21 protein-coding genes and 1 pseudogene are annotated in these 23174 nt (G+C 41.9%); 10 read left to right on the forward strand and 12 right to left on the reverse strand.

The genetic code is table 11. From position 1 onward, the window contains the following. The first annotated feature begins 51 nt into the window (after nucleotides 1–51). Both FD723_RS24225 and FD723_RS24230 read left to right on the forward strand, forming a co-directional pair. On the forward strand, nucleotides 52–1491 hold the full coding sequence (locus FD723_RS24225) for a TldD/PmbA family protein (protein WP_179067643.1): 1440 nt from the start codon (nucleotides 52–54) through the stop codon (nucleotides 1489–1491). A 62-nt stretch (nucleotides 1492–1553) separates the two neighbouring features. Continuing rightward, on the forward strand, nucleotides 1554–2900 hold the full coding sequence (locus FD723_RS24230; protein WP_179067644.1) for a TldD/PmbA family protein: 1347 nt from the start codon (nucleotides 1554–1556) through the stop codon (nucleotides 2898–2900). Between the two features lie 199 nt (nucleotides 2901–3099). Here FD723_RS24230 and FD723_RS24235 read toward each other — a convergent pair whose 3' ends face one another. Beyond that, nucleotides 3100–3768, reverse strand: a complete 669-nt coding sequence (locus FD723_RS24235) for a DivIVA domain-containing protein (RefSeq protein WP_179067645.1) — start codon at nucleotides 3766–3768, stop codon at nucleotides 3100–3102. Then, on the reverse strand, nucleotides 3678–4229 hold the full coding sequence (gene coaD / locus FD723_RS24240) for a pantetheine-phosphate adenylyltransferase (RefSeq protein WP_179067646.1): 552 nt from the start codon (nucleotides 4227–4229) through the stop codon (nucleotides 3678–3680). The genes FD723_RS24235 and coaD overlap by 91 nt, the downstream gene beginning before the upstream one ends. Nucleotides 4230–4524: 295 nt before the next feature. On the opposite strand from coaD, the gene lgt reads away from it, so the two are divergent. The 5 genes from lgt to FD723_RS24265 all read left to right on the forward strand — a co-directional run bounded on the left by lgt (nucleotide 4525) and on the right by FD723_RS24265 (nucleotide 8682). After that, nucleotides 4525–5418: a prolipoprotein diacylglyceryl transferase gene (lgt, locus tag FD723_RS24245; RefSeq protein ID WP_179067647.1), complete on the forward strand. Its 894-nt coding sequence runs from the start codon at nucleotides 4525–4527 to the stop codon at nucleotides 5416–5418. A gap of 190 nt (nucleotides 5419–5608) precedes the next feature. Next, entirely contained in the window at nucleotides 5609–6433 is an 825-nt protein-coding gene (gene cobM, locus FD723_RS24250) for a precorrin-4 C(11)-methyltransferase (RefSeq protein ID WP_179067648.1), read from the forward strand. Between the two features lie 110 nt (nucleotides 6434–6543). Next, nucleotides 6544–6897 (forward strand): phenylpyruvate tautomerase MIF-related protein, encoded by a 354-nt coding sequence (locus FD723_RS24255; RefSeq protein WP_179067649.1) that lies wholly within the window; start codon nucleotides 6544–6546, stop codon nucleotides 6895–6897. 78 nt (nucleotides 6898–6975) lie between these two features. After that, nucleotides 6976–8070 (forward strand): 23S rRNA (adenine(2503)-C(2))-methyltransferase RlmN, encoded by a 1095-nt coding sequence (gene rlmN, locus FD723_RS24260; protein ID WP_179067650.1) that lies wholly within the window; start codon nucleotides 6976–6978, stop codon nucleotides 8068–8070. A gap of 78 nt (nucleotides 8071–8148) precedes the next feature. Beyond that, on the forward strand, nucleotides 8149–8682 hold the full coding sequence (locus tag FD723_RS24265; protein WP_179067651.1) for a hypothetical protein: 534 nt from the start codon (nucleotides 8149–8151) through the stop codon (nucleotides 8680–8682). Between the two features lie 305 nt (nucleotides 8683–8987). On the opposite strand, the gene FD723_RS24270 is transcribed toward FD723_RS24265, so the two are convergent. Together FD723_RS24270 and uvrC are read right to left on the reverse strand one after the other, a co-directional pair. Next, a complete protein-coding gene (locus FD723_RS24270) occupies nucleotides 8988–9167 on the reverse strand; it encodes a replication restart DNA helicase PriA (RefSeq protein WP_179067652.1) in 180 nt (59 codons plus the stop codon). Between the two features lie 526 nt (nucleotides 9168–9693). Beyond that, on the reverse strand, nucleotides 9694–11571 hold the full coding sequence (uvrC, locus tag FD723_RS24275; protein ID WP_179067653.1) for an excinuclease ABC subunit UvrC: 1878 nt from the start codon (nucleotides 11569–11571) through the stop codon (nucleotides 9694–9696). Between the two features lie 766 nt (nucleotides 11572–12337). Between uvrC and FD723_RS24280 the strand changes: the two genes are divergently transcribed. Then, nucleotides 12338–12517, forward strand: coding sequence for a hypothetical protein (locus FD723_RS24280; protein WP_179067654.1), 180 nt, complete (start codon nucleotides 12338–12340; stop codon nucleotides 12515–12517). A 21-nt stretch (nucleotides 12518–12538) separates the two neighbouring features. On the opposite strand, the pseudogene FD723_RS24285 reads toward FD723_RS24280, so the two are convergent. The 7 genes and pseudogenes from FD723_RS24285 to FD723_RS24315 all read right to left on the reverse strand — a co-directional run bounded on the left by FD723_RS24285 (nucleotide 12539) and on the right by FD723_RS24315 (nucleotide 20526). Continuing rightward, nucleotides 12539–12962, reverse strand: a pseudogene (locus FD723_RS24285) (response regulator). 543 nt (nucleotides 12963–13505) lie between these two features. Further along, on the reverse strand, nucleotides 13506–14429 hold the full coding sequence (locus FD723_RS24290; RefSeq protein ID WP_179067656.1) for an NF038130 family PEP-CTERM protein: 924 nt from the start codon (nucleotides 14427–14429) through the stop codon (nucleotides 13506–13508). A 778-nt stretch (nucleotides 14430–15207) separates the two neighbouring features. Then, nucleotides 15208–16452 carry an LL-diaminopimelate aminotransferase gene (locus FD723_RS24295; protein ID WP_179067657.1) on the reverse strand — a complete coding sequence of 415 codons (1245 nt, stop codon included), beginning with the start codon at nucleotides 16450–16452 and terminating at the stop codon, nucleotides 15208–15210. Between the two features lie 45 nt (nucleotides 16453–16497). Beyond that, nucleotides 16498–16833, reverse strand: a complete 336-nt coding sequence (locus FD723_RS24300) for a co-chaperone YbbN (protein WP_179067658.1) — start codon at nucleotides 16831–16833, stop codon at nucleotides 16498–16500. Nucleotides 16834–16987: 154 nt separating this feature from the next. Further along, complete coding sequence (locus tag FD723_RS24305; protein WP_179067659.1) at nucleotides 16988–17770, reverse strand: PspA/IM30 family protein; 783 nt, start codon at nucleotides 17768–17770, stop codon at nucleotides 16988–16990. A gap of 321 nt (nucleotides 17771–18091) precedes the next feature. After that, the gene (locus tag FD723_RS24310; protein WP_179067660.1) at nucleotides 18092–18844 is read right to left on the reverse strand and encodes a PspA/IM30 family protein; all 753 of its coding nucleotides are present in this window, start codon (nucleotides 18842–18844) and stop codon (nucleotides 18092–18094) included. Nucleotides 18845–19161: 317 nt separating this feature from the next. Continuing rightward, nucleotides 19162–20526 carry a hypothetical protein gene (locus FD723_RS24315; protein WP_179067661.1) on the reverse strand — a complete coding sequence of 455 codons (1365 nt, stop codon included), beginning with the start codon at nucleotides 20524–20526 and terminating at the stop codon, nucleotides 19162–19164. 226 nt (nucleotides 20527–20752) lie between these two features. Here FD723_RS24315 and FD723_RS24320 point away from each other — a divergent pair, with 226 nt between their 5' ends. Beyond that, complete coding sequence (locus FD723_RS24320) at nucleotides 20753–21292, forward strand: DUF721 domain-containing protein (protein ID WP_179067662.1); 540 nt, start codon at nucleotides 20753–20755, stop codon at nucleotides 21290–21292. 441 nt (nucleotides 21293–21733) lie between these two features. Continuing rightward, complete coding sequence (locus FD723_RS24325; protein ID WP_179067663.1) at nucleotides 21734–22048, forward strand: hypothetical protein; 315 nt, start codon at nucleotides 21734–21736, stop codon at nucleotides 22046–22048. Between the two features lie 127 nt (nucleotides 22049–22175). Here FD723_RS24325 and menB read toward each other — a convergent pair whose 3' ends face one another. Continuing rightward, nucleotides 22176–23009 carry a 1,4-dihydroxy-2-naphthoyl-CoA synthase gene (gene menB / locus FD723_RS24330; RefSeq protein ID WP_179067664.1) on the reverse strand — a complete coding sequence of 278 codons (834 nt, stop codon included), beginning with the start codon at nucleotides 23007–23009 and terminating at the stop codon, nucleotides 22176–22178. Nucleotides 23010–23174 lie beyond the last annotated feature (165 nt).

Here is a 23174-nt window from a genome sequence, read left to right on the forward strand (position 1 = left end):
CCCCATTCCCCATTCCTTATTCCCCATTCCCTATTCCCCATTCCTTAAATTATGTGGTCTGAACTTAAAAAAGCGATCGCTAGTTTCGATATAACCGCTGATTGGATTGGTATTAGAGCCGTAAAGGAAACTTCTACTACCCGTTTCGTTCGTGACGCCTTACCCCAACTAAACGGCAAATCCTTCACTGCTGGAGCCATGCTGGAAGTTTTGGTTAATGGCAGTCTGGGTTATGCAGCTACTAACTCTCTGGAACTATCTTCCCTGCAAGCGGCTGCTCAAACAGCCTATAAACAGGCACTAGCAGCCAGTGAATGGTGGATACATCCCTTCCGTGAAAGCGAGCGTCCAAAAGTCGTTGGTGAATATAAATCGCCATTTCTGGAACCATTAGATGCTCTGAGTCCGGGAGAAATCAACGATTTACTGATTCGGATTTGCCAAACGCTCAAAGTTGATGACAAAATTGTGCAAACCATAGCTAGTGCTAGCACAACCGAGAGAGAATCTTGGTTTGTCAGCAGCAACGGCTCAGAAGTCTATCAAAAAATACTATCTATAGGCACTAATTACGGAGCCACTGCCCAAGATGGAGCAATTGTACAGCAGCGCAGCAACAACGGCTCCCAAGCAAACTGCTACCAAGGTGGACTCGAACTATTAAAACAAGAAAACTTATGGCATCGGGTGCGGCAAATTGGCGAACAAGCAGTAGAACTCTTGACAGCAGAAGAATGCCCAACCACCCGTACCAATTTAGTTTTAGCCCCAGATCAGATGATGCTGCAAATCCATGAAAGTGTCGGGCATCCTCTAGAAATTGACCGAATTTTGGGAGATGAGCGTAACTATGCTGGAGGTAGCTTTGTTAATAAAAGTGATTTTGGCAACCTAGCTTATGGTTCGCCGCTGATGAACATTACCTTTGATCCCAGCGTACCTGGTGAATTTGCTAGCTACGGCTTTGATGATACGGGTGCTGTCGCAACACGGGAGTATTTGGTTAAAGAAGGTGTACTGCAACGGGGTTTAGGCAGTCTGGAAAGTCAAGCCAGAGCAGGTGTAGCAGGAGTTGCCTGTGCCCGTGCTTCCTCATGGAATCGGCCAGCGATCGATCGCATGGGTAACTTGAATTTAGAGCCTCTCAATGGTAATTTTGAAGACATTATTGGCGGGATAGAACACGGCGTTTACATGGAATCTAACCGTTCTTGGTCAATTGACGATCGCCGCTACAAATTCCAATTTGGTTGTGAGTACGCTAAATTAATTGAAAACGGTAAACTCACCAAAACCCTTCGTAATCCTAACTATCGCGCCACAACACCAGAGTTTTGGCATAGTCTAATTAAAGTCGGAGATGCGACAAACTGGCAAATGTATGGTACTCCTTATTGTGGTAAAGGAGAACCAAATCAGGCCATTTGGGTAGGACACGGTTCACCTGTCTGTGTATTTGCTAACGTCGAAGTTTTTGGTGGAGGAACTTAGATAATTCGTAATTCGTAATTGCGTCATCCCATCTACCTATTCCCTATTAATATTTAATATCCATGAAAATTGAGGAATTATCTGCATTAGAAGTCAGCTTTAATCGACTGATTGAAAGTTTGCTGATCAAAAAAGCAGAAGATGAACAATTTACTGTGAGACTCAGCAGTGAAATAAGTCAATTTACTCGTTTTAATCATGCGAAAGTACGACAAACTGGTTGTGTTGCAGATGGTTGGATCGAACTGACTTTGATGAAAGAGCAGCGCAATAGTGTTCGGCAGTTTCCCTTTACTGGAAATTGGGAGGTAGACTGGCAGTTAGCATATACCGCTTTGCAGGAATTACGCGACGAACTTATTCTACTACCCATCGATCCATATCTAGTTTTGCCATCAGGAAATAATACTAGTCGAGAAATAAATTCTGGGAATTTATTGGCGGCTGAGGCAGTAGTACCAACTGTGCTAGAACTAGTTGCAGAATTGGATTTTACCGGGATATATGCAGGGGGAGTGGTAATTAAAGGTTATGGTGATTCTAGCGGTCAAAAACACTGGTTTGCTACTGATTCTTTTACCTTAGATTATTCTCTATTTTCCACCTCTGGACAAGCCGTTAAAGGCACATTTGCCGGGAGTGATTGGGATGAATCTGCTTATATCGCCAAAATTAGCGAAGCGAAAAAACAACTAGAATTGCTTGCTCGTCCAGTTAAAGAATTGCCACGGGGACAGTACAAAACTTACTTTGCACCTGCTGCTGTTGCAGATTTATTATTGATGCTTTCTTGGGGATCTGTAAGCGAAGCTGATATTCAGCAAGGAAACAGTTCTTTAGCTGCTCTATGGCGTAAAGAAAAACAGCTTTCCACTGCATTTAATTTGAAAGAAAACTTTCAACGGGGATTAGTACCACGCTTTAATGAATTGGGAGAAATAGCAGCACCGGAGTTATCTGTAATAGAAAAAGGATATTTGGTCAATACTTTGGTGAATTCTCGGACTGCTAAGGAATATCAAAAAATTGCCAATGGCGCTAATGGTTCAGAGACTTTACGAGCGCCAGAAGTGAGTCCGGGAAATTTAGTATTTGAACAGATTCTTCCGAGTTTAGATACAGGATTATATGTATCAAATTTGCATTACTTGAATTGGAGCGATCGCCACACTGGTAGAATCACAGGTATGACTCGTTATGCTTGTTTTTGGGTAGAAAACGGAGAAATTATTGCACCTATTGAAAACTTACGTTTTGATGAAAGTCTCTATCGATTCTGGGGAGAAAACTTAGTAGATTTGACCACTTTTCAAGAATTCATTCCCGAAGTAGGAACTTATGAAAGTCGCCAACTGGGAGGTAGTTTGGTTCCCGGTATGCTGGTGGAAGATTTTACATATACTTTGTAATTAGGTGTTGAATAGCTAAAAAACATCTATATGAATTCAACACAACTCTTGTGGGGTGGGTATCTTGCCCGCCCTATGCAATTTAAATATGGAACAGCTTACCAGATAGCTTCCCAAAAAGTCTTCATTCATAAAAATCTTTGGGTTAAGCAGTAGCGAAACCCAACCGATAATTTTTCCCCATCTCTCGTTAGAACCTCTATCTTTTTTTGCCAGGAGGTGAATTGCGCTGGGTGAGGTTATCAATTTGCAGTTGTTGCCGTCCGTTGGTGACAATTCGCAACATCTCTTTGAGATCCTGCTCAATATTTCCCAAAAGTCCATCGGCATATTGATCGGCACCATCTTCAATTTCTTGAGCCTGAGCGATCGCAGTTTGTCGCATCATCTCTAATTCTTGCTGACAAGCATACCGTTTACGTTCAATCTCAGCGAGGGTTTCTTGCATTATTCCCTCACACTCTTGTTGCACTTGTCGCCGTAGTTGTTCAGCTTCTTGTTCCGCCTGGTGAATGATATCGCTTTCAGCTAAAATTTGCGCTCTTTTTGCTTGTGCGGCCTCAACAACCTGCTGTCCATACTCTTCCGCTTCCAGCAAAATTTCGTCCTTTTGCTCAAGAACTGCTGCTGCTTCTTGAAAAAGCGATGGTAAAGCCAGCCGGATGTAATCAAGCTGATCCAAGAACTTTTCTTCATCGATGAGCGTGCGTCCCGTCAGCGGAATCCTGAGACTAGAGAGAACTATTTCCTCTAGGCGGTTGAGTTCTTGTTGAATATCTATGCTTCCCTCTCCACCGAGATATTCTTGAGGGGGGGGATTGCTTCCGTTGAGATTGGGTTCAACATTGGAGATTTCTGATTGTAGCATTGGTATATATCCAGGGCAATGTGTGGGGGAACGAGATGATCGATAGAGCCACCAAACCTTGCAATCTCTTTTACCACACTACTACTTAAAAAACTATATTCATTTGAGGTTGCAAGAAAAACTGTTTCTATTTCGGTAGAAAGAGTTTTATTGGTGTGAGCCATTTGCAGTTCCACTTCAAAATCTGACACAGCCCGTAAACCCCGCAGCAAAACTTGTGCTTGTCGCATTTGAGCATAGTTGACGGTAAGACCATCAAAGCTGTCTACTTCTACATTCGATAAATGTTGTGTAGAATGACGTATCTGATCTAGCCGTTGCTCCACACTAAAAAGTGGCATCTTGTTGGGGTTCCGCAGTACAGCGACAATCACCCGCTCAAACAGCCGACTCCCGCGCTGGATGAGGTCAAGGTGTCCCAAGGTGATGGGGTCGAAGCTACCAGGATAAATAGCGATCACAATTTTAAATATATCAAAGTTGTTTAAGTGATTATATCGAAACCGTTTTGTGTAACTTACTCAAATCTACCATCTTGCGCTCTGAGTAAAGATGCTAAATTCAATTGTTTTAGTGGCACAAGTTATGCTCAACTAGGCGTTAGGAACTAGACTCCTAAATATAAATATGGGATTTTTACCTATGTCCCCACAATTTGGTGGAGAATTCAAGGGTAGTTCCAGTATTCGAGATGCAAGAAACTCCGTACTTAGCAAAGTACGCGGGTAGTTAACGAACTTTTCTAGGTAATTTTTCATGGCACTGGATTTTTCCACCTTGCCCTTGGCATTTCAATTCACTTCACCAGGCCCGATTCTGGTGAAATTAGATTTAGATATACTAGGTATTCATTTAAGTATCCGTTGGTATGGCTTATTGATTGCCACAGCAGTATTAATTGGCGTTATCCTTTCCCAGGAGTTGGCAAAGCGCCGTAATGTTAATCCTGAGTTGCTAGGGGATTTGTTTTTTTGGTTGTTGATTGGGGCAATTCCTAGCGCACGGCTATACTACGTTTTCTTTGAATGGCCAAAATATGCCCCAACTCCAGAAAAAATCTTTGCAATCTGGGAAGGAGGTATTGCCATTCACGGAGCCATTCTTGGTGGCGTTGTGGCTGCGTTAATCTTTGCCAAAATCAAGCAGGTTTCTTTTTGGCAACTGGCAGATTTAGTAGCACCTTCGCTGATTTTAGGGCAAGCGATCGGACGTTGGGGCAATTTCTTTAATTCTGAAGCTTTTGGCGATCCGACTGATTTACCCTGGAAGTTGTATATTCCACCAGATCGTCGTCCTCTAGACTATGCTAGTTTCGATTATTTTCATCCCACCTTCCTCTACGAATCTCTGTGGGATTTAATGGTGTTTACGCTACTGATAACGTTGTTTTTCCGGTCTTTATCCGGTAAGCCACGCCTAAAGGTAGGCACACTATTTCTAGTCTACTGGCCAGCCTATAGCTTAGGACGCTTATGGATTGAAGGCTTTCGCACTGATAGCTTGATGCTGGGGCCGTTACGGATGGCACAAGTAGTCAGTAGTCTCGGAATTTTATTGGGATTAGTTGGATTAGCTTGGCTTTACTTACTCAAACGCCCTTTACCCGATGTAGTTCCTACTCTTAAGGGTAATGGGGAGAGTGGGAGATGAGGGGGATGCAAGGTAGAAGAGTTTTCCCCTCTGCCTCTTTTCAATGCCCAATGCCCAAAAATAAAAAATGCCCCAGAATATTCTCTAGGGCTTAACCAGGGTGCATCTACCATTACTATCTACTAGGGAAAGAAGATGAATCCGGAAAGATACTGAAGAATTTGCCACAAAAATTTTTTGAGGGATTGCCGTGTGTTCTTCTAAGAGTGAATATACAGAAAATTCGAGTGATAAAAAAACACTATATGCTTTAGAAGCATCTGTGTATATTGTGGGAGCGGGTCCCGGAGATCCTGATTTATTAACGGTGAAGGCGCAGAAACTACTGGCTGCTGCTGATGTGATTTTATTTGCTGATTCTTTAATCCCCGAACAAATTTTAGAACTTTGTCGAGAAGATGCGGAGATCATTAGAACTGCGAATCAGACTTTAGAAGAGATTTTGGGGATTATGATCGATAGGGTGCGATCGCAGCAAAAATCTCTAGTCCGTCTTCATTCTGGTGATCCTAGTCTCTACAGCGCTATCCACGAGCAAATGCACCTCCTCGCAGAGGCAAATATTCCTTTTGAAGTCATACCTGGTATCAGCGCCTTTCAAGCCGCTGCTGCCAAACTCAAAATAGAACTGACTGTACCTGGTTTAGTCCAAACGATCATTTTGACACGCATCAGTGGACGTACAGAAGTCCCTGCCACTGAAGAATTAGCGACTCTTGCAGCGCATCAGGCTAGCCTCTGCCTGTATTTGAGTGCGCGTCACGTCGAAAATGCTCAAGCCAAATTACTCGAACATTACCCAGCCGAAACCCCCATTGCGATTTGCTTTCGCATCGGCTGGCCTGATGAAAAAATCAGGGTTGTCCCCTTAAATCAAATGGCAGATTGCACTCATCAAGAAAAACTAATTCGCACTACACTTTATATAATCAGCCCCGCACTCTCGACAACAACAGGGCGATCGCGTTTATATCATCCTGAACATAGTCATCTATTTCGCTCATCTCATAACTAAATATTGGGGATGGGGCATTGGGCATTGGTTATTCTCCTCATCTCCCCATTGCCTCTGCGGTTCGATAAACTTAACAATGTCAATAAAATTCAAAATCCCAATTCGATATTATGCCTTTAATTAAAGTGCAAACTTCTGCACCTGCTCCTGAAAAAGCTGAAATTGAGTCGATGCTTTTAAACCTATCAGCCAAGTTGGCGAAACATTTGGGAAAACCAGAATCTTATGTAATGACTGCTTTTGAACCAGGAATCCCCATGACTTTTGCAGGGAATACTGACCCGGTTTGCTACATTGAAATTAAGAGCATCGGTACAATGAAGCCAGATCAAACCGCAGCAATGAGTCAGGACTTTTGCCAGCAGATTAACCAAACTCTAGGCGTGCCGAAAAATCGCATTTATATAGAGTTTGCGGATGCTAAGGGAGCAATGTGGGGCTGGAATGGCACAACCTTTGGTTAATTAACCATCTTCTTTGGTCAAGACTAAGTTAATCTGGCAGGTGTAGTATAGAGATTCAGCATCAACTCGTGATTTTTTATGTCTGCTACGCCTCTTGTATCTCCGATTGACTCACAAAACCCAGAAAAATCAGCATTAATCCCTCCCTTACTAGGTGCAACCGTTGCCGAGTTAACTACTTGGGTGCAGCAGCAGGGACAACCTGCTTACAGAGGGAAGCAACTGCATGAATGGATCTATGACAAGGGGGTGCGATCGCTAGCTGATATTTCTGTCTTCCCCAAGCAATGGCGTACAGAATTAGCAGAAATCCCTATTGGGCGCTCAATCTTACATTACCGCTCTGAGGCTCCCGATGGTACAGTCAAATATCTTTTACAATTAACAGACGGGCAAATTATTGAAACTGTTGGTATCCCCACCTTCGCAGAAAGGGGAGAAGGCCCAAAAGCCCGGCTGACAGTTTGCGTCTCTACTCAGGTGGGTTGCCCGATGGCGTGTGATTTCTGCGCTACTGGAAAGGGAGGCTACAAACGCAACCTAGCACGGCACGAAATTGTCGATCAGGTGTTGACTGTGCAAGAAGATTTTCAGCAACGGGTTAGCAATGTAGTGTTTATGGGACTTGGTGAACCGTTGTTGAATACTGAGAATGTTTTAGCAGCTTTGAAATCTCTGAATCAAGATGTCGGTATTGGGCAGCGATCGCTTACAGTTTCTACAGTTGGGATTCGCGATCGCATTCGTCAGTTCGCGGAAAATAATTTGCAAATTACTCTGGCTGTGAGTCTTCACGCCCCCAATCAACCACTACGGGAAAAACTCATCCCCAGCGCCCGCGCCTATCCTTTAGAAGATTTACTGGCTGAATGTCGAGAATATGTGGAAATAACTGGACGCCGCGTTACCTTTGAATATGTTCTCTTAGCTGGTGTCAACGATCTACCAGAACACGCATTAGAACTTTCAAAATGTATGCGAGGATTTCAATGTCATGTGAATTTGATTCCTTACAACCCCATTCAAGAAGTAGACTACAAACGCCCCAACCGCGATCGCATTCAAGCATTTGTCAACGTCCTCAAGCAGCAAAATACTGCTGTTAGTGTCCGTTATTCTCGTGGTTTAGAAGCTGATGCTGCTTGTGGGCAATTAAGAGCAAGTAAGAATTAAATCTGTTGCAGTCAGTAAATTTAATTACTTTGCTTTTACACATATATTGACGTTAGTCGCAATTGGTGCAAGAAGGCAATGGTAGAAATTGTTATATTAAGGTTAAGCGATCGCTCAACCCAACCCATAACAAATAACTGTATGTTGAATCGCTCATTGCCGCTTAAACTATGGCTACTAGTCATTGTTCTTGCAAAAGCTTTGCCGATGAATTCTCCTGCTTATGGACAAATAATTCAACCGATTCCTCAGCAACCTGAGTCCTTTCAAGAAAGAATGAGACAACAACAAGAGGAGCGAAATCAGCAAACACAAGAGCAATTTAAGGATACATGGCTACGCCTAAACCTTCCAGAACCACAACTACAACAACAACAGAAAATACAACAGCAAGAATTTACACGACAACGGCAAGAACTGATACGCCAGCAACAATTAAGATTACAACAACAAGAAACAAGACTACAACAGCAAGAATTTACACGACAGCAACAGATGAGAATACAAGATCAACAACTCAGACAAGATCAACAAATTAGACAACAGCAAGAATTGAGATTACAAGAACAGAGACAACAGCAACAACTCAGACAACAGAAAGACAATCTGTAAACTGTTCAAAATGTCTGTTGAAGAAGAATTCAGAACCGCCACTATAGTAAACCGCTAAATCCTATCCGCCAGGACTCCAATTCATACTAAATTATGACTCAATACGCTTGGGTTAAGGCCTACTGGCAACAATTTTGAGTTTTCGAGACGCGATAAATCGCCGTCTCTATAAGTGTTTTGTTGCTCATTCTGAACTTTATTGAATTCTGACTCCTGGATTCTGAATTCTAAATTCTGTTTTGAGAAATAACTTTAATTATTAAAAATTAGAGAAAACTTTCTCCAATTTTTAATTTTTTTATTAACTATCGGTGTGCATGAATTCCTGGGGCATAAGCCTCAATAACTTTGCCAGTGCGAGTGCAACTAATCATCAAATAGTCACAGCTTGGGCATTGTGTCCGAGTTAATTGACTATCAGAAATATAATAACGTTCCGCATGGCTACCACAATTTGGGCAGTAAATCTTTTGTACTGTCTGCATTTTAAAACCTCTGGTTGTAATTATTTTTTATTTAGTAAAGCCACAAGTTAAACCAAGAAAAATTCTGGTTCGACCCAACTTAACAAATTGCTGTAATATTGGCTGATTATTTTAAACAAAATTTCAGGTTTGAAAAGTTTTTGATATCTTTATCTATTATCCTAAAACTTAAGTGATTTTACTCTCCTACTTTAGATACATAAATTGATTTTTAATTAAATTTTGCTTAGAGATTTACTGATCCCTATGATTAATGCCTTGAGAGAGCCTTGTTTATAGTCATTTAGAACGAATACAAAAAAGCCGTTCTTGTATTCAAAAATTAAAACCAATAAATTACTGTATATTTGGTAACAAAATCTCTATCTTAAGATTTAGTTCATATTTGCTGACAAGATTTATGAAATAAAAAAAGAATTCAGGAGTCAGAATCAATACCCTTTGCTGGGAACTTTGGGAATCGCTCAAAGTTCTATCTACATTTTGTTTTCACCTACTCTCACCTTGAAGAGTAGGTGTTTTTACTTTAAGCAGGATGAAAATAATCGTAAATTTCTTGAGCCAAACGCGGCCCAATTCCTGCTACTTCAGCAAGTTGTGTGGTTGTCGCTTGCCGAATATAGTCAACTGAGCGAAAATGTCCTAGTAGCTGCTTTTGTCGATGATGTCCTAAGCCAGGAATTTCATCTAAACGCGATCGCTTCAATTTATCACTACGTTGTTGACGATGGAAACTCACTGCAAACCGATGCGCTTCATCCCGCAGCCGTCGCAATAACTGTACCCCCGGTTGTTCTGCATCAGTTGTCAAGGGTTTAGACTCTCCCGGTAAAAAAATCTCTTCTCGCTGCTTTGCTAAACTCACAACTCGCAAGTCTTCTAATAAATTCATCTCTTGCAAAACGGCGACAACCGATGATAACTGACCTTTACCACCATCAATCATGATTAAATCCGGCCAGTCAGGATTACCCAAACGCGCTAATTGCTGATCTTCCCCATACTTGCGAAACCGCCGTTGGATGACTTCAGCCAGACTAGCAAAATCATCTGAATGTCCTGCTGTCACCGTGGGATTTTTGATTTTGTAGTGTCGATAGTGCTGTTTAGCAGGTAATCCGTCGATAAACACAACTTGCGAAGCGACAGCATTTGACCCTTGAATATGGGAAATGTCATAACCCTCGATGCGGTGGGGTACATCGGGTAAATCGAGAATGGTAGCTAAATCTTGCATTGATTGGTGATTGCGATCGCCAAATTTCTGCATTCTTTGCAATTCATACTGAGCATTTCGCTCTACCATCTCAATTAATTCTGCCTTAGTTTGCCGTAAAGGAGTCAAAATTGTGACTTTTTTGCCTTTGCGTTGAGTTAAGACATCCGCCAATATCTCCGCATCTGGTAAATCATGCTGTACCAAAATTTCTAAGGGTATTTCCACGGAGTCAGCAGTTTGGTAATGTTCCTCTAAGGCTCGTTGTAAAATAGCTCCTGGTTCTGCATGAGCATCCGCCACAAAGGCTAAACGTCCCACCAATTGACCCGCGCGAATCTGGAATAGTTGAATGCAGGCGTGTTGTTCGTCGGCTGCCAGTGCGATCGCATCCCGTGAAACCGTATCATCTGGTAAGGATACTTTTTGGTCAGCTGTCAGCGACTTTAACCCAGAAATTTGATCGCGAATCCGCGCGGCTGACTCAAAATTCAAGTTCTCGGCGGCTGCGTTCATCTGTTGGGTCAAAATCTCAATCAATTCCTGAGTTCGACCTTGAAATACCATCGCGATCTTTTGCACAATTTTGCGATATTCTTCTGGTGAAATCAGCTGTTGACACACACCCGGACAACGCCCTAAATCAAAATTTAAGCAAGGACGGTCTTTAAAAAGTGGTTGAGGTCGTTGTCGCTGGGGAAAGATACGCTTGCAGATGCGGACAATTTCTCGTAATAAACCAGCATCAGTATAGGGCCCGTAAAACTTATCCTTTTCTTTACCAAATTGGCGTTTACGGGTAATAAAAATTCGCGGATAATCTTCTGACCAAGTGATGCAGAGATAGGGATATTTTTTATCATCTTTGAGCAACACGTTGAAATATGGCTGGTGCTGCTTGATCAAATTGGCTTCTAGGGCTAAAGCTTCAGCTTCAGTATCAGTGACGATAAATTCAATTTCTGTCACTAATTTGACCATCGTGGCGATACGTTCACTCTTGTTGTAGCCATCCCGGAAATAGGAACGGACACGCGATCGCAATTTACGTGATTTACCTATATATATAATGCGATCGCTCCTGTCCCGCATGAAATAAACCCCCGGTTCCGGTGGAATTTCGGCTAGACGGTTTTCTAGTCGTTCTGGATCTTTAACCAGTGGTAATATTTGAGTAGATATTGTCACAACCAAAATTAGGTAATCTTTCTCTATTTTAAGAAAAATTATTTTTTCGTGCCGATTCGACAGACTATTTATGAAGTAAAGATGAAATAGCCATCAAAAACTGTATACGCCAGAATAGATAAAAGAGGGACTGGGGAGAATAATAACTCTTAACTCCTAACTCAGCACTCTCAACTCCTAAGTCGGGTAGACCTTTAGCTTACACAAAAATAAGTCTGCTGTAGCTACTTTTGCAGCTTTTTGCAGGGTGAATTAGTTTCCAAGCTAGAAACTTGTCAGAAAACTTATCGTAAGCATAAAAACTTTGGAGTAAACGAGAATTTGTCTAGCTGCGACCTTAGTTCTTGACTGCTACTGTCAGAATAAAAACTTTGCTTTTTCAATCTATTATTAACTTTTTTAAATTGATAATACAGCAGATTTCAGGTAAATGAGGTACAAAATTTCATCAAAAAGCCATATACCAAGTAATTTTCAACTCTGTTCCCTGTTTACTATTCCCTATTTACTGCTGTATTTTATTATCTGGAGCTTTCCATTTTAAATAAAAATAATATTTTTTGTGTTGATTTATCTTTATTTAAAAATCAAGAAGGCGTTTAGATAATGCTTATATAAATACCAGATAAAATCTTTGTCAATTTGCGATATTTATGTTTGTTTATTGAATTTATAATATTAAGCGAATTAACGGATTGAGTTAGTTAAATTTGCGATTATGATTGAGAATATAGTTATTATAATGATTTCAAACAAGAGCTAGACCATGAATTTACAAGATTTTGAAGTACAGTATCGTGAGGCTATGGCTGAAACTCTCAATGAACTACAAACAGCAGTTTTATTGTTAGCGCAAGTACAACAGAAAATTTCAACTATTGGCAGTTCCGTACAAACTCTTAGTGAGCGCGTTGAAGAGTTTATTGCTGACCAAAAAGCAGAATAAATGCACGCATCATAGAAAAGCTTATCTGTGGTGACAAGTAAATTGTTCTTCAATTGTAAGGATCAGATCCTTAAGTTTTAAGGGTTTGACAAAATAGCTACGTGCGCCCAAACTCAAAGCTAGTTCTTGATCTGCTTTAAAAGCAAAGGCTGAAACCACAATGATCGGTATTTTTGACAAATCAGGTTTTTGCTGGACTTGTTTTAAGAGTGAGTAACCGTCAACATCTGGTAGCTTCAAGTCTAATAACATTAAATCTGGCTCGAATTTCTCAACAGTTGAGAAAAAAGTAGAGCCTTCTGATAAGCTTTGGACTTCGTACCCACAGTGAATTAGATAGTCACTAAGTAACATCCGATTGAGATAATGATCTTCGACTAGCAAAATTCGTCTAACTTTATGTGACTGCAATGGCTTATCTCTCATTGAGTAATTGTGCTGTCATTGCTACCTATTATCTGATAATTTTAAGTAAAAGCCAACAATTATTGCCATAAACTTAAATGCTAGTGTATTTAAGTTTATGATGAAACGAATAGAAAGCTGACTTATATAATCTACTCAAAAATATGAATAGATTAAATTCAATCGTACTACAATACTTGAACAAGCAATACAATGAAGTATAATTTAATCAAAAATTAAGCTTTTTTTACGAGCTTTATCTAAGTTATGATTTTAAATCAATGACTACTCTTAAACATGGAACTGCCAAGAGCGTATAAGTAAAAACACTTAAGTAATCCTGAAAATAACGGTATGTAAATTGCCTTTATAAAACAGTTTGTATCTGGATATTAGGTTAATTAATACCATTTTACAAAATACTTATTACAAATATCTTGCTAGGGGCATACAGATATATAGTCTTACAACCGATTAATTTTTTGCAAATATTTTTAGCAAAAGTATAACCTAAAAAGAAACTATTCATCAAAAAAGGGAGCAATTAGCTCCCTTTCTTATTTATAGTTTTGAACCTGCAATCTTAAATAGATACTTTTTTAAATTTGCGTTGTGTCACAAAGACGCCAGCAACACCCAACAAACCCAGTATTATAGATGGTTCTGGCACTGCTGCGGGAGGCACAACACCTTTGATAGTGACTTCATAATTACCACTATGGGATTTGGTATCACCTTTTTCAACTAAACCAGATTCGGTAGCTTTAAAGCTATACAGGTAGTCAGTCTTACCGTCATAAGTGTATTTGACGATTTCACTTGCTTGTAATAAAGATGGAAGTAGGCTAGATAGGTTAATCGGCAGTCCTAGAGAGGGTGTTATGAGGGTTGCGGCATTATAGTGACCTGCTAAACCAATACTAATTAAACCACTTGTGTCATCTTGATTGACATAGGAAATATTCGGGTCACTAAAGCGTTCAAATCCGCCGTTTTTAAGAAAGCTGTCAAACAAACTCTCTTTAGTGTAGCTGTATTTAGCGAGTAAAGTAAAAGTACTATCACTGATACCATAAGAATTTAGAGCCTGGTTAAACCAGGTGTTAGCTAAATTAGTTGACCCATACTTCGTAGTTTTTTGGCCGACTCCAAACCAGTCATCAGAAGTGAGGCTGCTTAGAGTAAGGGTTTTCCCACCGATTGTACCTGTCAAGGTGGTGTTTTTGGTGAAATCAAAATCCTTTCCTTCACTGCTAGCTCGTAGCTCCACATTTCCAGTGGGGCTAGCGGCGTTACCACTTAGAACTTTTTGTACATCATTTGCACTAGGTTTTTCTACTTTGAAGGTATTTTTGGCATCGGAATCATAGACGTAATAATCATCGGCTGCTGTTCCACCAATAGTAGCACCGGTGAGTGTTCCAGCCTGTGCTGGTACAGTGGCAAGAGCGCTCATACCAATAGCCATTGAGGCACCAATTACAAGTTTGTGGAAAGTCATTTTCATTGTTTTCAAGTCTTTGTTAGTTTGGAAGTTAAGTTTTAAACTACTGCCGTTTTTAGGCTTGGGTTGTCTTGACTACAGGCTTTTTGGCAATACAGTTGCTTAAAAACACAAACTGTATTGTTAACCATCTTTGGTATCTCAGCGCACAAACCCAGTTTAAGAAACATGAAGACCTAATTGGGTAAAGTTACTGCTGATCATCAATTAAAAAATGACGAATCTTTCGATTTTTTTATACGTTTAATTACATACTTTACCGAAAATCTTATGTATCTAAAAACTACAGTGTTATATTTTGGAGTTCAGTATAATACGGAGATTCGTAGGAACGCATATCAATATTGCGTAGATTTTGCCATTTTTCTCCAACTTGCTGCGCCGATCTAAAAAGGCGTCTCGTGGAGAAATTAGGGAGAAATGGGCACTCTGGAATTGGGGACTCTTTACTAGAGGCTAGGCAAAAAATTTATTTACAGCAGTTTTCATATATTTGAACCACATTTGTCGTAAGGGCACAGCATTACTCATTGGTGTCAACTTAAGCTGTCAACTTAAGCTGAAACTCCTTTAAAACTTTGTTTCCAGCCGGAGCCTGGAAATGCTGCTCTTGGTGGCTCTGGCGCTAGCAAGGGAGGCGGAGCCTCAAAGACGAGCATTCCCAGCCGGAGACTGGGAACGAGGCAATCTAAAAGCTAGTTATAGACTTGTTTTCACGTTAAGTTGACAGCAATGAGCATTGCTGTACCCCTACCGTGTAGTTTATTTACGTCTTGCTGTACTAGTTCCTATTTCCATGAAGAAACTCAGCAATTCTTTCTACAGCAGTTTCTAACAAAGGTGGCTCATGTACCAAGGCAAAACGCACATATCCTTCCCCAGATTTGCCAAAGCCTGCACCTGGGGAAACGGCTACACCAGTTTGTTTGACTAGTTCGGTACAAAATTCTATAGAGTTTTGACTCCAATGTGAAGGCAATTTTGCCCAGATATACATTGTGGCTTGGGGAGTAGGAACGTTCCAGCCAATGCGGTGTAAAGCATTGATGAAAGCATCACGCCGACTCTGGAAGGTAGCGACGGCAGATTTGACGCCAGCTTGCGGGCCAGTTAGGGCAGCGATCGCACCATTCAAAATTCCCCGATACTGATTAAAATCAACGGCGGCTTTTACCTGGCGTAAGGCGTTAATTAACTGGGCATTACCGATGGCGTAGCCAATGCGGAAGCCGCCCATATTATAGGACTTGGAAAGGGTGAAAAATTCAATGGAGACGCTTTTCTCTGGATCGGCTTGCAGAATTGAAGGGACTAGGGATTTTGGATTTTGGATTTTGGATTTTGGATTGGGAGAAGAATCTGCCCAGTCCTGACTCTCCCCAAATACCAAATCTACGTAGGGGAAATCGTGAACTAGGACGAGATTGTGTTGCTGACAGAAGGCGACAGCTTCTTGGAAGAAAGATAAAGGTGCGATCGCAGCCGTGGGATTATGAGGATAACTTAATACCATCATCCGCGACTGGGCTAAGACTGGGGCAGGAATATCAGCGAACACTGGTAAAAAACTGTTTTCTGCCAGTAGTGGCATTGAGTAGATTTGACCACTGGCTAGATGGACTCCCCCAGCATGAGAGGGATAACCTGGATCGAGCAACAGGGCAAAATCTCCGGGATTGAGTATTGCTAGAGGTAAATGGGCTGTGCCTTCTTGAGAACCAATTAGAGGTAGTACCTCAGTTTGAGGATCGACTTTGATGCCAAATTTTTGTTCGTACCAGTTGGCTGCGGCTTCGCGAAATCCTTGAGTACCGTTAAATAACAGATAGCCGTGAGTACTGCGATCGCTAAGAGACTGGGCGATCGCCTCAATTACATGGGCTTCGGCTGGTAAATCAGAAGACCCCAACGACAAATCAATTACCTGTCGTCCAGCGGCCAAAGCGACTGCCTTGGCTCTGTCCATATCAGCAAATACATTTGATTGTAGGGGTTGTAAACGTTTTGCAAACTGCATATTAGTCATTAGTCATTGGTCATTGGTCATTTGGTACGGACTATGAACTATTGACTAATTAGTATTTAAGTGGGTATCTAGGAGAGCTAGTAATTTGTCTTTGCCGATGACCCCCTCGGTGGATATCAAAACTTCTTGACCTTGAAATAGTCTGAGGGCGGGTACGCCTTCAACTTGGTACTGCTTAACAGTGAGTGGGTTGGGGTCAATTTCCATTTTAACGACTTTGAGGCGATCGCTATATTTGCTAGCAGCTGAGTTAATTAGGGGCGACATCAATTGACAAGGCCCACACCAGGAAGCCCAAAAGTAAACTAATACAGGCTGCTCGGCTTTTAACACTTCGGTTTCAAAATCAGCATCGGTTATGGTGATTACAGCCTTACTCATTGCAGTCTCCGTCAGATGGCGATCAAAGTTGGCACACACAATACTTTATCCCAAAGTCGTCAATAGTCCATAGTCAATAGCAAATGACTAATGACGTAAAATCCCACAGCCAACAGGTGTGGGACTAGCTCAAATAAGTTTTCTACCAATAATTTTACAGTTGATCCAATTGTTTTCGTAGGGAATCCAACTCGGCATCAACCACCTCATTAGACTTAGGATTAGGAGCAGGGGTTTGTTGTTGCGGTGGCAGTTGGGCTTGATTTTGGGGAGTTGCGGGTGGTAACATTTGTGCTTTCAAAGCTGCCAATTCATCATCAACATCGCTACTACCTTCCAACCGGGCAAATTGGCTTTCTAAATCTGCTCCTGCTAACTCTCCTGCTGACTGGGCACGAGCTTCTTGCATCAAGACTTTTTCTTCCATCCGCTCAAAGGCAGACATAGCACTGCTGGTATTCATCCCACTTACCATGTTTTGGAGTTGCTCTTGGGCTTTGGCAGTGGTGATTCTTGCTCTCAGCATTTCTTTCTTGGTCTTAGCCTCAGAAATTTTGCTTTCCAGCTGGATTAAGTTGCGCTTGAGGGTTTCAACTTGAGTGCTTTGGGTATCTAAACTAGCTTTGAGGGCAGCACTGGTATCCGTATAAGTCTTCTTGCGTTCTAAAGCTTGTCGTGCTAGGTTTTCATCACCTTTTTGCAGCGCCAGTTGAGCATTGCGTTGCCACTTATTGATTTCATTTTGAGCATCGCTATACTGTTTCTCACTGCGTTTTTGGGCGGCGATGGTCTGGGCTACTCCCTGACGCAGTTGTACCAAGTCTTCCTGCATTTCCAGGATGGCTTGCTCTAGCATTTTTTCGGGGTCTTCGGCTTTGTTAACCAGGTCGTTGAGGTTAGAACTAACTACTCGCTTAATGCGATCGAATAATCCCATAACTTTGTTTTTCCTTGTGTAATTTACGCTTTTTGTTGGACAGTTAGCTTTTTTACTTTTTTATAGCTACCTATTTCAATGTAATCTTTCCAGTTTGAATCAGTATCTCCTAACAACTCCTAATTGTTAAGATATGCCAAACCGGGGTAATTAGTCGAACTTCAAGAAGAGGCAGGGGGCAGGGGGAAAAGGAGCAGGGCTAAATGACCCAAGCTTTGAGCCGACAAGCTTTGCAAAACATGGATCTGATTCCCTCACTTATTACTAAGTGGTTCCCGAACAGGGAGGGGTCGAATCCCCTTTCTGCCCCCTGCCTTTTTTTCAAGAGTCCTGAGTTTTGGGTAACTGCTGTTGGGGAGGTTGCGCTGTCTTTTGGCTTTCCTCAATGAGTAGACTTTCGTGCTGTGTGCTTTCTGCCTCCTTGAGAACCTTTACCTTCATCGCTGCCAATTCGGTATCTACATCATTAGATTCCAAAGAAGTAAATTGTGTTTCCAAGTCGTCGCTACTAAGTTTAGCTATGGCTTCTGATTGAGCTTCTATCTGTAAAACTTTTTCTTCCATCCGCTCAAAGGCACTCAGACTGCTAGTGGTAGAAGTTGTGCCGAGCATTTCCTGGAGGCGATAAGATGCTTCAGCAGAACGAGCGCGAGCAATATACATATCTTTTTTAGTTTTTGCCTCGGCAATTTTTAACTCTAGCGATCGCATATCCTTTTTTAGCCTAACTACTATCTCGTTTTGCTGCTCTATCTGGGAATATAGGGCTGTAGTAGTTTCTTTATAAGCTTGGCGCTTAGTCAATGCTTCGCGTGCTAGAGGTTCGCTGCCTTGCTGTAGCGCCAATTGGGCACGACGATACCATTCTTCTGTTTGAGATTGGGCAGCCGTTGCCTGGCGTTCAGTGCGTTTCTGGGTAGCGATCGCTTGTGCAACACCCTGCCGCAACTGCATCAGATTTTCCTGCATCTCCAGAACAGCTTGCTCCAAAATCTTTTCTGGATCTTCTGCACCACTAATCAAACTATTGAAATTAGCGCGAATCACCCGCAGAATACGGTTGATTAATTCCATGTCGGCTCTCCATTCACGAAATCCAGTATTGAGTGCTGAGTGCTGAGTAATGAATTTAGTTAGAGAGTGCTGAATGCTGTTAGCGGTAGCGGGGCGTTTAGCCCGTGCTGAGTAATGAATTTAGTTATAGAGTGCTGAATGCCCAATTAAAGTCTTGAGTATAAGAATTATTGTTGTAGGGTCGTCAACAAACAAGATTTTGTCTCTACTAGTCAGCACTTAGCACGGGCTAAACGCCCCGCTAACGCTAACACAACCCAGCACTCATTGACTTAGGACTGTTATCTTATGGTATCGTAAATTTTTACAACTTATGGCTACTGAACCCGTGCCTTAATTCCCCTTGCCTGTAAAAGTTGCATCTGTTGTTTTACTTGCTCTTTAGTTTTAAAAGCACCCAGATAAATCAATTCTTTGTTGGGCGATAAATAAGCATCAGGAATTACTTGTCGTGCTGAGGCAAAAGCTGCGCCTTTATTATCTATCACTATATGATAGAACCCATCTGTTCCTGGTTTAATTTCTGTATTCGGTTTTGGTGAAGTTGCGATCGCCTTAGGCGAGGTTTTTATCGGTGCAGTGGGAGGCAAATTCAGAGGAGGCAAGGATTGTAGTGCCGGTACTGGTGCTAAGGCGATCGGATTTGTCGGTTTTAAGGCTGTGTTGGCCTCAGGTAAAGCCGCTTGAGGATTTACGGGGTTTTGAGAAACTACTGGATTAGGGACTACTGCGGGGTTTGGTTGGACTTTGGGTTTTAAGCCAACTACATCATTAGGATCTCTCACCTCAGGAAACTCTTCATTAGCTAGATTGGGATATTTAGGCATAGATGTACTTGGTGGCTGGATTTGAGGTTGGACATTACTGCCAACTTCTTCAGCATTTTCTGGTGTGGGAGACGAATTCCCATTAAACAAATTGCCTAAATTCCATTGTGGTAAGCTTTTGGGATTGAACACTACATAACCCAAGGTAAGACTCGCCACCAGTAGTAGCAACATCGAGCCAATTCCCAAAGGTGATAACAGAGTGTCACTAGAATTACTTGGATTCTTGGTTTCTGGTTGTTCTTCTGCCAGACTTCGCAGCAGTGCTTCACTAGATTCTAAATAGTCATCTGGGTGCTTAGGAGTGTTATCTGGTTGCAAGAGATTTTCGCTTTTAGTCCCTTTAACGAGTGCTGACACAATGCTGCTACTAAAGTTGGGTGGGGGTGGTGGAAGTTGAGTTTGTGTTTTAGCAGAATCGGAGGTAGAGGGCACATTAAGATTATTCAGATTATTCAGTTCCTCGGTTTTTGCCATAGTCGGCGCCGGGTTCATCTCAGGATTCACTGCTACAGATGTGGGTGGTACGTCAATTTTTGCCTTAGTTGGCGCTGGGGTTCCCTGATAATTAACGGGTACAGATGTCGGTGGCACATTAGTTTTAATTTCCGTTACCGATGATTGAGTTGTGCCCGATGTTGTAGAAATGGCAGTTAATGGCTGGGATTGATTACTCATGTAACTTGCAACACGGGACTGGTTTGATACTAAACCAGTTCGTGTACGTCGATATCGAGCTAACTCTTGATCTAGCGGTACTTCTAAACTTGCTAATGCTGCTGCTAGTGCTGGTTTCAATCCAGGTGTTTTAGACAATTGATGATTATCAGAATCGTTCAAGGGGTTTTGAGTCATTGTTTCTGTGCCTCAAGCGTAGATTGTTGGAATTATATTTGTGACAATAGTAGCGGAAATTATTTAAATAGATTTAGGTATTGGGTATGGGGCATTGGGCATTGGGAGGTGTGGGGGGGGGTGTGGGAGGAGAGGGAAGCAAAATTCTCATCTCCCTCATCTCCCTCATCTCCCCACACTCCCCACACTCCCTCATCTCCCCAGTCCCCACTCCCCACCTTTAACGATGTCGTTGAAATCAATTAATGATATTTTAGGGATTCTGGAAAAGCAGGCTAAATGGCAGGAGCAACCATTTCAACTGCTACTCAAGTGTTGGACAGAAGTTGTTGGCCCTGTGGTTGCTGCAAACACTCGGCCATTGTCGATTCAGCGTGATGTTTTGTCGGTAGCAACTTCTAGTGCTGCTTGGGCGCAAAACTTGACTTTTAGTCGCACATCTTTACTTTTAAAGTTAAATAAAAAGCTGCCAACGCCTTTGCTTGATATTCGCTTCTCTACTGCTGGCTGGCAAAATCGATCAGTGGAGAGAAAACAGCAACAATCTGTTTCGCCCAATGAGCATCCCAGTTATCTTGGTGATGAGATTAAACACCCTGATGCTACACCCACGAAGGATGTGAATGCGGCTTTTGGACATTGGACGAAGATTGTGCGATCGCGATCGCATGGCTTACCCCTTTGTCCCCAATGTCAATCTCCCACCCCAGCAGGGGAACTCCAACGCTGGCAAGTCTGTTCTATCTGTGCTGCTAAACGGTTTTGAAGGCAAAATAGTTGAGCATTATTCGTTAAGCAGAATTTATCCTGAACTAACTTGCTGCCGTTACATCAAATAGTTCTGAATCTTGAGAAAAAATATAATTTGCGGCTAAAATCTGCCGGATGTGGTATGCGAAGCAGACTATTTATCTAAAATTCTCTGTCTTAAGAAGGACTTAAGAAAGAAGTTAAAAGGCTGGAGAAATCAAAAGCTTTAGTTTTAATCTTGATCCCTAATAAGTTTTAGACGATATCTATATGTAACTGCTCTAAGGATTATTTAAATATATAACAAGATTATAAAAATATCCTGAAGTTTATTTTTTACTTGGGATCGCTGAAACCTATAGAAAATAATGACTTTTTGGCTTTTCTCCGTCTTTATATATAGAAGCAGAATATAAAGATGAAATTCAGCCAGAAACGACACTAAAGATGAATCCTAATGAAACCCATTAAAGTTTTAGCATCTGCCTGTAAATATTGCCGTCATTACCAGCCAGAAGGTCGCCGTGGTGGAACGTGCCAGCAGTTGGGCGCACCAGTTCAAGCAACTTGGAAGGCTTGCTCTTTGGCGCTTCCACCTTTTGCACCTTCTTGGGAAACCTTAGAAGATGCTTGGGGTTTGCCAGATGCAGCCCCAGTTTTAACATCTTGTCAATCTCTAGCTTCAGATTTAGACAATACTGCTCTTGCCCCGATAGAGGAAATAACTGCTTCTATATCTGAACAGGTAAAGACTAAAGCAGTGGTTATTTAGTCATCCATTATTACTGGACTGAGTTTGTAGTCTACTTAAAATAAGATTTGTTTTTAAGATTTTTAGTGCTGTAAAAGTTGATATCTAAAAAAATCGCACCCTTTAGTGAGGTGCGATTTTTGCAATTCTAAGGCAACCAAGGGAAAGAGCGAAAATCTGGTGGACGCTTTTCGAGAAAGGCTTGTTTGCCTTCAGACCCTTCTTCTGTCATGTAATAAAGTAGGGTGGCGTTGCCAGCGAGTTCTTGTAAACCAGCTTGTCCGTCACAATCAGCATTGAAGGCGGCTTTGAGACACCGAATTGCGATCGGGCTTTTTTCTAAAATCTCCTGCGCCCATTGAATACCTTCCGCTTCTAGTTGTTCCACTGGAACAACACAATTAATTAAGCCCATTTCTAGCGCTTGTTGTGCATCATATTGGCGGCAGAGAAACCAAATTTCTCTAGCTTTTTTTTGTCCCACGATGCGGGCGAGATAGCTGGCTCCAAAACCACCGTCGAAACTACCAACTTTCGGCCCAGTTTGTCCGAAAATAGCGTTATCGGCGGCGATGGTCAGGTCGCAAATCAAGTGTAGAACGTGTCCACCACCGATCGCATATCCAGCCACTAAAGCAATCACCACTTTCGGCATGGAACGAATCAGGCGTTGTAAGTCCAGCACATTCAAGCGAGGTATGCCAGTATTATCCACGTAACCTGCATGTCCCCGCACGCTTTGATCGCCACCAGAACAGAAGGCATATTTGCCATCAGTATGTGGGCCATAGCCAGTAAATAGGACAACACCAATAGTAGTATCTTCACGAGCATTACAGAAAGCGTCGTACAGTTCAAAGACAGTTTCAGGACGGAAAGCATTGCGTTTGTGGGGACGGTTGATGGTGATTTTTGCAATGCCATCAGCTTTTTGATACAGAATATCGTCGTAGGTTTTGGCAGTTTGCCAGTTAATTTGCATTGGTATGGAGTGCGCTGTTGTGCTTGAGAATTTTATCGCGGACGTAGGGACATGCGATACCTGCGGTGGGCTACCCCTACGCTAAAATTGGCATCTCAAGCCTTTACAATCTGCTAATTGTCTTGGTGTTGAGGAATAAAAATGCGACGTGTTCGTTTTTGGTCA

The sequence above is a fragment of the Nostoc sp. C052 genome (assembly GCF_013393905.1).
Classification (GTDB): domain Bacteria; phylum Cyanobacteriota; class Cyanobacteriia; order Cyanobacteriales; family Nostocaceae; genus Nostoc.

What these genes read in the sequence shown, in the direction of transcription:
- FD723_RS24225 (WP_179067643.1), top strand. Translation starts at nt 52, where the DNA reads ATGTGGTCTGAACTTAAAAAAGCGATCGCTAGTTTCGATATAACCGCT.
- FD723_RS24230 (WP_179067644.1), top strand. Translation starts at nt 1,554, where the DNA reads ATGAAAATTGAGGAATTATCTGCATTAGAAGTCAGCTTTAATCGACTG.
- FD723_RS24235 (WP_179067645.1), bottom strand. Translation starts at nt 3,768, where the DNA reads ATGCTACAATCAGAAATCTCCAATGTTGAACCCAATCTCAACGGAAGC.
- lgt (WP_179067647.1), top strand. Translation starts at nt 4,525, where the DNA reads ATGGCACTGGATTTTTCCACCTTGCCCTTGGCATTTCAATTCACTTCA.
- FD723_RS24255 (WP_179067649.1), top strand. Translation starts at nt 6,544, where the DNA reads ATGCCTTTAATTAAAGTGCAAACTTCTGCACCTGCTCCTGAAAAAGCT.
- rlmN (WP_179067650.1), top strand. Translation starts at nt 6,976, where the DNA reads ATGTCTGCTACGCCTCTTGTATCTCCGATTGACTCACAAAACCCAGAA.
- FD723_RS24265 (WP_179067651.1), top strand. Translation starts at nt 8,149, where the DNA reads ATGGTAGAAATTGTTATATTAAGGTTAAGCGATCGCTCAACCCAACCC.
- FD723_RS24270 (WP_179067652.1), bottom strand. Translation starts at nt 9,167, where the DNA reads ATGCAGACAGTACAAAAGATTTACTGCCCAAATTGTGGTAGCCATGCG.
- FD723_RS24280 (WP_179067654.1), top strand. Translation starts at nt 12,338, where the DNA reads ATGAATTTACAAGATTTTGAAGTACAGTATCGTGAGGCTATGGCTGAA.
- FD723_RS24290 (WP_179067656.1), bottom strand. Translation starts at nt 14,429, where the DNA reads ATGAAAATGACTTTCCACAAACTTGTAATTGGTGCCTCAATGGCTATT.
- FD723_RS24295 (WP_179067657.1), bottom strand. Translation starts at nt 16,452, where the DNA reads ATGACTAATATGCAGTTTGCAAAACGTTTACAACCCCTACAATCAAAT.
- FD723_RS24300 (WP_179067658.1), bottom strand. Translation starts at nt 16,833, where the DNA reads ATGAGTAAGGCTGTAATCACCATAACCGATGCTGATTTTGAAACCGAA.
- FD723_RS24305 (WP_179067659.1), bottom strand. Translation starts at nt 17,770, where the DNA reads ATGGGATTATTCGATCGCATTAAGCGAGTAGTTAGTTCTAACCTCAAC.
- FD723_RS24310 (WP_179067660.1), bottom strand. Translation starts at nt 18,844, where the DNA reads ATGGAATTAATCAACCGTATTCTGCGGGTGATTCGCGCTAATTTCAAT.
- FD723_RS24315 (WP_179067661.1), bottom strand. Translation starts at nt 20,526, where the DNA reads ATGACTCAAAACCCCTTGAACGATTCTGATAATCATCAATTGTCTAAA.
- FD723_RS24320 (WP_179067662.1), top strand. Translation starts at nt 20,753, where the DNA reads ATGTCGTTGAAATCAATTAATGATATTTTAGGGATTCTGGAAAAGCAG.
- FD723_RS24325 (WP_179067663.1), top strand. Translation starts at nt 21,734, where the DNA reads ATGAAACCCATTAAAGTTTTAGCATCTGCCTGTAAATATTGCCGTCAT.
- menB (WP_179067664.1), bottom strand. Translation starts at nt 23,009, where the DNA reads ATGCAAATTAACTGGCAAACTGCCAAAACCTACGACGATATTCTGTAT.